The organism is Flavivirga aquimarina (genome assembly GCF_030540835.1).
GTDB classification, from domain to species: domain Bacteria; phylum Bacteroidota; class Bacteroidia; order Flavobacteriales; family Flavobacteriaceae; genus Flavivirga; species Flavivirga aquimarina.
The window spans coordinates 60,406-69,478 of sequence record NZ_JAUOEK010000020.1 but is presented as its reverse complement, the minus strand read 5'-3'; the positions used below and the strand labels follow the sequence as shown (position 1 = coordinate 69,478).

Here is a 9,073-nt window from a genome sequence, read left to right as displayed (position 1 = left end):
TCTGATTTTGTACCTAATCCTTTTAAAACCTCTAATATTTTATCGTAATTTGCTTTAAAGTTGTGCATCGCTAATTGTTGTGTCGTAACTACAATTTACTGCTATTTAGTAGTTTGCACAACTTTTTCTAAATGCACAACGGGTATATTAAATAATATAGTAATCAAAATATGTCTAGAAAAGCAATTTTAACAATTTCCTTTTTTTTAGGAAGTCTTTTTCTTTTTTCTCAAAGTTTGGAAGATACTCTTGAACTATTTAAAGAAAACAAACAAAATTTACAAACTGTTTTAAGTCATTACTCAAAAAACGGAGAAGAGGAAAAGTATCAAGCAGCTCTTTTTTTAATCAAAAATATGCCAATACATAAATCTATAAATTATCAATGGATTAATATAGATAAGAACAAAGCAATAAATTTTACAGAATTTGACTTTCCAGATTATAAATTAGCATTCAAATACTTAAAAAAGTTAAATGATAGTATAAAAATTAGACCAAAAAAAAATGTTGAGTATGACGTTAATTCTATTTCTTCTGAATTTTTAATCAAAAACATTGACGCTGCTTTTTTAGAATGGAAAAAAAATATCTGGTCAAAAGGATATTCATTTGAAACCTTTTGCGAATATATTTTACCTTATAGAAGTTTGACAGAGCCTTTGGAAAATTGGCGTGAAGACTATAAAGTCTTAGCGAATCGTACTAAATATATGATAGATGATGTTACAGATCCAGTAGCTATTTGCACACAAATAATTAGTAGTTTAGATGAGTTTACTTTTATAAATAAAAGACCTGATCCCATTCCATTTTTAAGCCCAAGCCAAATGTTGTTTAGAAGACAGGGAAGTTGCCCAGATTTAGCTAATTTTGCTTTAATGGTTTGTAGATCTAAAGGAATTGCTGCAACCTTTGATTTTACACCACATTATGCAGCGTCATCAAACAGACATTTTTGGAATACAGTAGTAGATACAAATGGTAACCATATTCCTTTTAACAGTAATGCTATAAATGATGCTAATGACTGTCTACCTTACATTTATAATGCAAACCGAAAAAGATTGGGGAAAGTTTTTAGAAAAACGTTTTCTATTCAAGAAAATACATTAGCAAACATAATTCCTTTATTAAAAATACCCAAAGGGGCTCTAAGAGACAAAAATATAAAAGATGTAACTTCTGAATATGTTGAAGTAAGCAATCTTTCAGTAAACAATAATAAATTCAATGATTCTATCGCATATATAAATGTCTTTAATTTAGGTGAGTGGAAAGTAATTGATTGGGGTAAAGAAAATATGAATATGATGACTTTTCAAAATATGGGAAGGGATTTAGTTTACTTACCAAGCACCTATAGTAAAGGAAAGATGACTTATTTAAGTCATCCCTTTTTAATTGATAAAGAAGGAGAACAATATGAATTAATTCCAGATACTACAAGCACTTTTTCTGGAACTTTATCTAGATTTAATGAGCGCAAAACTGATTATATAGATTTTAATACATTAGAAATAATTGAAGGAGAAAAATACAGATTGTTTTACTGGGACAATGGTTGGAAAAAAATAGGGACTTCTATAGCAAAAAATAAAGAAGTGTTTTTTGAAAACATCCCTTCTAATGCATTGTTTAGATTAGTTCCAGAAAAAGAAGATCGTTTTGAAAGAATTTTTATGATTGAATCTAAAACGAATCAAATAGTTTGGTACTAATTGTTTGTCTATTTAATATTTGTTTTTAACATTACAGCCTACAAATCATAAAATTTTCTTTAAAATGAATGCTTGATTGTAAATAAAACATATTAATAAAAAGGTCTTTTGCCTCTAGTCATTTTAATCTCAATTTCAAAACACTTATTATAAAAGGCATTCTATTCATTAAGAATATTTCTTCTATTTATTAAATTTCTTATAAAGTATTACTAATCAAAATGATAAGTAATTACATCTTTATAAATATTAAATAACACACTATTTTTTAGGCAAAAGCTTACGTTTTTTTTTACTAAAAATACTACTTATGTGAAATGTTTTAATAAATTTGGAAAACCAATCTGATTAACCAGTTTTAATATGAGTATTTATTTTAACCCAGATAAAAGGCACGTATGAGAAAAAGCATACTACAATTAATAGTAATGTCATTTTTAAGTTTACCCATTTTCGCACAACAGGATTATTCTGTACAGGTAAATTTAGATTCTGTGAAGCAAAAAGTTGCTTCAAAATTAAACAAATTGATTTTAAAGTATAAGTTCCCAAAGGATTACGAAAAGACCTTAGAGATCAATATTGTTGATTATGAATATTACAAGGAACTAACAAAATATCAGTATTTAAATAGTCCAACCATTAAGCAGCAAAAAACAGATAGCTTAACTCTAGCTTTTGAACAATGGAGGGAAACTCAAATACAAACTTTGGAAAAAGCTGTTAAATTATGGAAAAAGGTAGCATCAAAGCATGACTTAGAACAAGATTATGAGACTAATTATATCAAATATCATTTCTATACTGGCTTAGTCAATCCTTCAGAACTTATTACTACAAAAATAGAAATATTAGCAAAGAGCAATGAGCTTAAAAAAATAGCAAAAACAATAGCTAAACAAGAAACGAAAAGAGTTCTGTCCAAATGTTCAGCTTTAAAGGAGTTAGATTCTGTATCAATCAATTATGCCAGTAAGGAATTGTATGCTCATTTAAGCGATATGGTTTTAAAAACTCTAGACTCTTATTCTGTAATGCAATTAGAAAGAGATTCCGACCTCTATTGCTCATATGCATTTGATAAAGGTTCTATTAAACAATCCGAAATTAAAGCTAGAAAAAAGATTAAGGAGAATGAAAACTTTATTTCTAAAGCAGCAGAAGCGGGTATAAGTACAGATGTGGCAAATAATATTTTAGGGTTAATTGAAAAGCGCGCTACAGATTTGAAAACTAGGGCAGAAAAAATTAAAAAAGCTGATGGTATGTCTGAGCTTTTTGAAAATACAGCCGTAAAAGAAAAATCTGAAATTAAGAAAGAATTTGCAGAAAATCTAGCAAAATTAATCGACAGAAAACAGTTTGCCAAATTATTTGGTGAACAGTTTTTACCTAATGTAGTCAATAAAACTACTGAAAAAATAGCGCAATTAAAAACCACCTACACCTTTACAGAAGCTCAAGAAACAGAGCTTATTAAGATGATAGAGTTGTTTCATTACAATCAAGAAATTGTCTCGGCATATTATAGTTTTAATAAAAATGTTAAAAAGCAAAAATCAAGTGCCTTAAGATTTAAGTTTCAAAAAGATTATAAGGTATTAATGGAAAGCTTTAACCTAACTGTTAACCCTGCAAAAAAAATGGATAAAAGAACATACTTATGGGAAGATTAAAGTTTGGTTCTTTTGATATGGTTAGTAAAAGGCTGAAACGCAAATTTCTAATCAAAAAAATATATAATTGATGAAAAACTATTATTTAATTTTATTTTGTTTGAGTATGTCGTGGTATACAGCATATTCTCAAGATAGCACTTGTGACAATGATTTAGAAAAAGCAAAAAATCTTTTGGCAGAAAACTCTCCTTTTGATGATTCAGCTGTTATTTTTAAACTTGTTGAGCCTTGTGCACTTAATGGTAATTCCGCTGCCGAAAACTTACTAGGAGTACTCTATTTAAAGGGTATTGGTACACCTGTAGATGAAGCTACTGCTTTTAAGTATATTTCTAGTGGAGCAGAAAAAGGTCATGCAACAGCGCAATACAACTTAGGCAGAATGTATAAAACAGGAGCTGGCTGCGCCATTAATTTTAACAAAGCTATTGATTGGTTTAAAAAATCTAGTACCAACGGAAATCAAAGAGCGACTTACTCTTTAGGCTACATGTATTATAAAGGCTTAGGAGTAGAACAAAATTACCAACAAGCCATTCAATGGTTTAAAAATAGTGAAGACCCTATGGCAAAACATTTTTTAGGGCTCTGTTACTATCAAGGCTATGGTGTGCCAGCAGATGAGAATAAGGCTTTAGAAATTCTATTAACTAACACTATTATTAACAGTAAAACCTTAGTATCCTATATTCAAAATAATCAAAAAGAAAATACTGATACCGCCGTTGAAGAAGCTTTAAATGATATTAGTAACAACAATACTAATTTAGAAGCCGCCATTACAACACCCATAGAAACATTGCAAGAACAGGAGCCAGTAACCGTAGAAGATGTTATAGGAGATTGGGAAGGTAAACTAATACAGTACGATTGGTCTGGCAATAAAATTGAGCGCATTTTACCTATTGAGCTATCCTTTAAAGGCTCAGATAAATCTATGGATGTAAACTATTCTATTTTAGAACAGCAAGACACCATAATAGCATCATTTCAAGATGATTATCTGTACTTTAAAACCCCATTTAATTTCACATTAGATAAGCTGTATTCAAGCAATCCTAAAGAACTGAGTTTAGATTACGGAGTGCTATCAATAAACCTAAAAAAACAAGTTATTTCAAACAGCATCTATTTAATTGGCACTGTAGATACTTATATAGATAATTGGATGGAATACGGGCAGCCAACCCGTATCATATTAAAGCCGAAACATGAAGCAGATAATAGTGAAGATGAAGCACTATTGTTGGCACTTGCAGCCCAAGAAGATCAGTTTATAAAACTATATCCTGTACCTTTTGTTAATCAATTAACAGTACAATACCAATTAGAAATGGTTGCTAACGTTTATGTAGAATTAGTAAGTATAAATGGTGGCAACCCAATAGTAGTTGTACCAACCACACATCAAGACCCTGGAAACTATACGTATGCCGTACCCGTTAACCCCAGCTTACCAGAAGGCTTGTATGTAGTAAGGCTATTTGCTGGAAACCAATTATACACACGTTTAATTATTAAAGATAATTAAAAAGATTATGGAAATACAACTTAACAAGCTGATAAAATTAACTGTACTTTTTTTATTATTTTTAAGCCTAGGAAGTACCCAAGTATTTGCACAATCGGACGAAGGTGATGATGGCTATGATGATTTTTGGGATGATTGGGACGCTGGTGAAGAGTTAGACGAGGTTATTGTTATTGGTGGTGGAGGTGGAGATGATGATAACGATACCAGTGATGACGGCTGGGATGATTGGGATGATTCTTGGGATGATTCTTGGGATGACGATGATGATGACAATTCAGGTGGCGGAGTTGATGAAACTAATTCATCTTTTATAAACCCAGATTTTAATCAGGGAGTACAAATTAGAATACCTGCATTACAAGATGAAATTCAGATCAGGGTTAAAACAGAACCTTTAAAAATTATTATTGCACCAATTGTTATGCAATTACCCCAAATACCTTTAGTAGATATTGCACATTTGCTAGAAGCATATAATAATAAAAATAAAACTAGTTTAACGGTTGCTACTGTCCAACAACAAGTAATAGCTTCAAACAATAACCAAGCACAATTATCTACTGATATGCAATTATTTGTATCTTATCTAGAAGCGTTAATTATTGAAAGATTTAGACATTTAGTTCATAATGATGATAACTATACAACAGCTGAATTTGAAAATTGTAATGAAAATGGCTGCCATTGCACTACCGATACTGTTTGTTCTGTAATTTGGTATATAGATAACGATTTTGATGGCTACCATTCTTATTCTGAAACAGCTGATGAAGGTGATAGTCGACCTCAAGATGGTAATAATTGGGTACAATCCACTATTGGTGATGATTGCGATGATAACGATGCTACTAAGACAGATAACTGCGATGAAGAGTGTTTAAAGGTTTGTAACGTCAATGAGAAATTAGATGACGAGAAATGTGAATGTATCCCAACTAATTGTGAATACAAAACAGGATATTTACACGAAAGTGCTTTTACAAGTAAAACTGCTGCAGAAGGAGAAAATACAACTACAAGTCAAGATAATTTCAGAGACGAAGATGGCATAATAATTGCAGATGCTAATTGTGAATCAGGTAAAATAGATTCTGGAAGTACTGTAAATGTTACTGGTCCTAAAGAAACTAGAGATTATGTAAAAACAGATGGGACAACATCCCAAGCAAATTATTTTCCAGTTGAGTATTTAGATTGCCCAAAAGGTAATAAACCAGGTAATCCAAATTATGATTCAGCCAAGCCTTGTTCTGATTGTACTAGAGGAAACCCTACGACAGGAAATATGCAAGTTGCGAAACAACGTAATTCAGGTATAGGAGGTGGTCTATATGGTGATGATCACAGAAAGAAATTAAAAAAAGGATCAGATGGCAAGTATCTAAAAAATACTGACGGAACATATAAGTTGTTCCCTAAATGGCATCGTGGAATTGATATAGAAACAGATTATGGTGATCCTATTTATGCTATGTTTGATGGAACTGCAACTTTAGCTGGTAGTAATTCACAAGATGCTGGATATTTTGTTGTATTAACATCAAGTATAAATGGAAAAACTGTAACGAGCATGTATTTTCATATGCAAAACGCAAATAGAAAGACTGGCTCAATAAAAGCTGGAGATATTATTGGTTATCAAGGGGATTCGGGTAATCTTAAAAAGGCAATAAAAAGTAAATCAGCTGTTTCACATGTTCATATAAAAATAAAAGAAAATGGAGTTACAGTAAATCCTGAAAATTATCTAAAAGCTTCAATAAATGAAACTACAGGAGTAATAACATCTAATTGTAATTAAATAGAAAAAATGAAATATATAATATCTTTTATCGTAGTACTTTTTAGTGCTAATTTATATTCACAGATTAATGAAAATTTATTATCAGAAAGCATAATAACAACAGAACTGTTATTTAATGGAAAATGTATTCAGGATATTGATCAAACTAATGGTGAAAATATTAAAATGCAAAATCTTTTTGGTAATGGTTTAACGACTCAATCTCAAATTACAGAAACAGGAACTCAATTAACATATTATGGTGATGGTATTGAATTTACATTTTTAAAAAATGATGATACAGGGTCTGTTTTTTTATTAAGATCTGTTACCGTTAATAGTAATACTCCTATTGTCAAACTGCAAACAAATGTCATTTCAGTAAATAACTCTATAAATGTTTTAGGTAATGTAGCCAATAGCAGCTACAATAATGAGCACTATATTTTATATAAAAGTAGCACTCCTATTGATATTACGCTGATAATTAATTACAATAACTCAACAAATAAGATATCGTCAATAGAATTTAACAACCAATTAGCCTTATAATTTTAAATAAACATTAATAATAGTTATATCCCTCAAAGCTTCATGCATTGAGGGTTTTGTTTTAGGAACTGTTAAGACTGGCGATATTATGGTTATCAAGGAGACTCAACAAATAATGAAAAATATCAAAACACTTTTTTTAGCCTTAATTTTAATTGCACAAGCATATTGTGGTGTAGTAGCTCAAAATAATAGTCTTAGTGCAACTGAATATTCAAACTTGAAATTTGACAATGTATCATTCAAGATATAATTGATACAAATGGCAATACATCTAGTATGCAAAGCTTGTTTAATAACTCTTTAACTATCGAACAGGGGTTTAATGAAGTGGTAGAACATTGGATTAAATTTACAAAAAGCTCAATATGTATTGAGTTTTATAATGGTATTCAGGACGGTTCAGTTATTACTTATGATTTAGCGAGTATTGAAATAGAAGGTAATTCATCTGTGCTTGATGTAAAAAGCAAACAGCTTAAAATTGGAGATAGTGGAAACTTATCTTTCGGATTTAAATTCAAAAACAGTTAATGGAAAAAAGATTTATACATTTGAATTGAATAGCTATGACTCTTATGTTACGTATATGTAGATATATCCAGTAATAAGATACTTGAAGCTCCAGTAGGTACTCCAATTTATTCAATGTATAATGGTTACAGTTGATTTTTCCATTACGAGTCATACAGAGGGTGAGGATTGGGAAGAAAAAAACACTTGGACGGGTGATAAAAATGCTGCTGGTAATAGAATTTATATAAGCTCTACTGTAGATTCTAATAATTTTCAATTTGGATATTGGCATTTATCAGAAATTGAAATAAACCCGAATACTGGTGCCCCTTATAAAGCAGGAGATACAATCGCTCAAGGAGATTTAATAGGATATACAGGAACAACAGGTAATGCTAATAGTGTTCACAGTGCTGGATCCCATTTGCATTTAAGGGGGAGAAAATGGACAAGTATATAACCCTACAGAAAGTTTTAATACAGCAATAAATATAACAACAGGACAAGGCAACCTTTGTAATTAATAAACTTAGTGATTATGAAAAATAAAATTATATTAAACCTAGTATTTTTAGCAATACTATTTTCTTGTAAAAAAGTTACAGCTCAAAAGTATTTTGTTAATGATTTTGATATTTCTAGTGAATTCAATCAAAGTGAAATACTATCCAAAATAGGTTATCCAGATTCTGTAACTGAAGGAGGAGCACAAATCGTACAAGAATTTGGATATAATACTTATACCTACAAATATGGTTTGTCTTATATAGATTTTAAGGATGAATCTCATGCAATAACTAATATTGTTATAAAAGATATGAAGTTATCTATTAATGATATTAAAATTGGAGCTAGTAAATCAGAGGTAAAGAATAAATTTACAAATTATGAAGAAATAGACGGTCGTTTAGTTATTCGTTTTCAAGACTATGCAATACTTTCATTTGTATTTAATGCCAATGGATTAGTTTCAAAAATTTTGTATTTAGTACACACATAATCTGATTTTTACCCACCCTATAGTTATAGTATAATAGGCAATGGGCAATGCTAAAAAATATTTTAGAGTTAAAATTCCAAGAGGTTTTGTCGTTTTATGTGCTATAAGCGAGTCTGGTCTTAACAGAGGCAAGTAAGTTGTCGCTAAAACTGGTAGACAGCAGAAAGCATAAAAAAGGCAATGGAAGATAAAATTAATGAATTGGTACCAGAAAATGTGTCTAAACATTCAGCAGATTCTAATGCGCTTACATTAAACATTTATAAGACAAACACACCTAAATAAAAC

The 9,073-nt window shown here is 30.2% G+C and carries 8 protein-coding genes; all 8 read left to right on the top strand.

From position 1 onward, the window contains the following. Positions 1-170: 170 nt before the first annotated feature. Entirely contained in the window at positions 171-1,721 is a 1,551-nt protein-coding gene (locus Q4Q35_RS01005) for a transglutaminase-like domain-containing protein (protein ID WP_303276055.1), read from the top strand. A gap of 398 nt (positions 1,722-2,119) precedes the next feature. Beyond that, positions 2,120-3,397, top strand: a complete 1,278-nt coding sequence (locus Q4Q35_RS01000) for a synaptonemal complex protein 1 (protein ID WP_303276054.1) — start codon at positions 2,120-2,122, stop codon at positions 3,395-3,397. A gap of 106 nt (positions 3,398-3,503) precedes the next feature. Then, positions 3,504-4,931 carry a T9SS type A sorting domain-containing protein gene (locus tag Q4Q35_RS00995; RefSeq protein WP_303276053.1) on the top strand — a complete coding sequence of 476 codons (1,428 nt, stop codon included), beginning with the start codon at positions 3,504-3,506 and terminating at the stop codon, positions 4,929-4,931. Positions 4,932-4,938: 7 nt separating this feature from the next. Continuing rightward, on the top strand, positions 4,939-6,735 hold the full coding sequence (locus Q4Q35_RS00990; protein ID WP_303276052.1) for a M23 family metallopeptidase: 1,797 nt from the start codon (positions 4,939-4,941) through the stop codon (positions 6,733-6,735). A gap of 9 nt (positions 6,736-6,744) precedes the next feature. Further along, positions 6,745-7,269 carry a hypothetical protein gene (locus Q4Q35_RS00985; protein WP_303276051.1) on the top strand — a complete coding sequence of 175 codons (525 nt, stop codon included), beginning with the start codon at positions 6,745-6,747 and terminating at the stop codon, positions 7,267-7,269. Positions 7,270-7,548: 279 nt separating this feature from the next. Next, positions 7,549-7,803 (top strand): hypothetical protein, encoded by a 255-nt coding sequence (locus Q4Q35_RS00980; protein WP_303276050.1) that lies wholly within the window; start codon positions 7,549-7,551, stop codon positions 7,801-7,803. Between the two features lie 121 nt (positions 7,804-7,924). Beyond that, complete coding sequence (locus Q4Q35_RS00975; protein WP_303276049.1) at positions 7,925-8,245, top strand: M23 family metallopeptidase; 321 nt, start codon at positions 7,925-7,927, stop codon at positions 8,243-8,245. Between the two features lie 78 nt (positions 8,246-8,323). After that, the gene (locus Q4Q35_RS00970) at positions 8,324-8,785 is read left to right on the top strand and encodes a CAP-associated domain-containing protein (RefSeq protein ID WP_303276048.1); all 462 of its coding nucleotides are present in this window, start codon (positions 8,324-8,326) and stop codon (positions 8,783-8,785) included. Positions 8,786-9,073: the final 288 nt, after the last annotated feature.

What these genes read in the sequence shown, in the direction of transcription:
- Q4Q35_RS01005 (WP_303276055.1), top strand. Translation starts at nt 171, where the DNA reads ATGTCTAGAAAAGCAATTTTAACAATTTCCTTTTTTTTAGGAAGTCTT.
- Q4Q35_RS01000 (WP_303276054.1), top strand. Translation starts at nt 2,120, where the DNA reads ATGAGAAAAAGCATACTACAATTAATAGTAATGTCATTTTTAAGTTTA.
- Q4Q35_RS00995 (WP_303276053.1), top strand. Translation starts at nt 3,504, where the DNA reads ATGTCGTGGTATACAGCATATTCTCAAGATAGCACTTGTGACAATGAT.
- Q4Q35_RS00990 (WP_303276052.1), top strand. Translation starts at nt 4,939, where the DNA reads ATGGAAATACAACTTAACAAGCTGATAAAATTAACTGTACTTTTTTTA.
- Q4Q35_RS00985 (WP_303276051.1), top strand. Translation starts at nt 6,745, where the DNA reads ATGAAATATATAATATCTTTTATCGTAGTACTTTTTAGTGCTAATTTA.
- Q4Q35_RS00980 (WP_303276050.1), top strand. Translation starts at nt 7,549, where the DNA reads ATGCAAAGCTTGTTTAATAACTCTTTAACTATCGAACAGGGGTTTAAT.
- Q4Q35_RS00975 (WP_303276049.1), top strand. Translation starts at nt 7,925, where the DNA reads ATGGTTACAGTTGATTTTTCCATTACGAGTCATACAGAGGGTGAGGAT.
- Q4Q35_RS00970 (WP_303276048.1), top strand. Translation starts at nt 8,324, where the DNA reads ATGAAAAATAAAATTATATTAAACCTAGTATTTTTAGCAATACTATTT.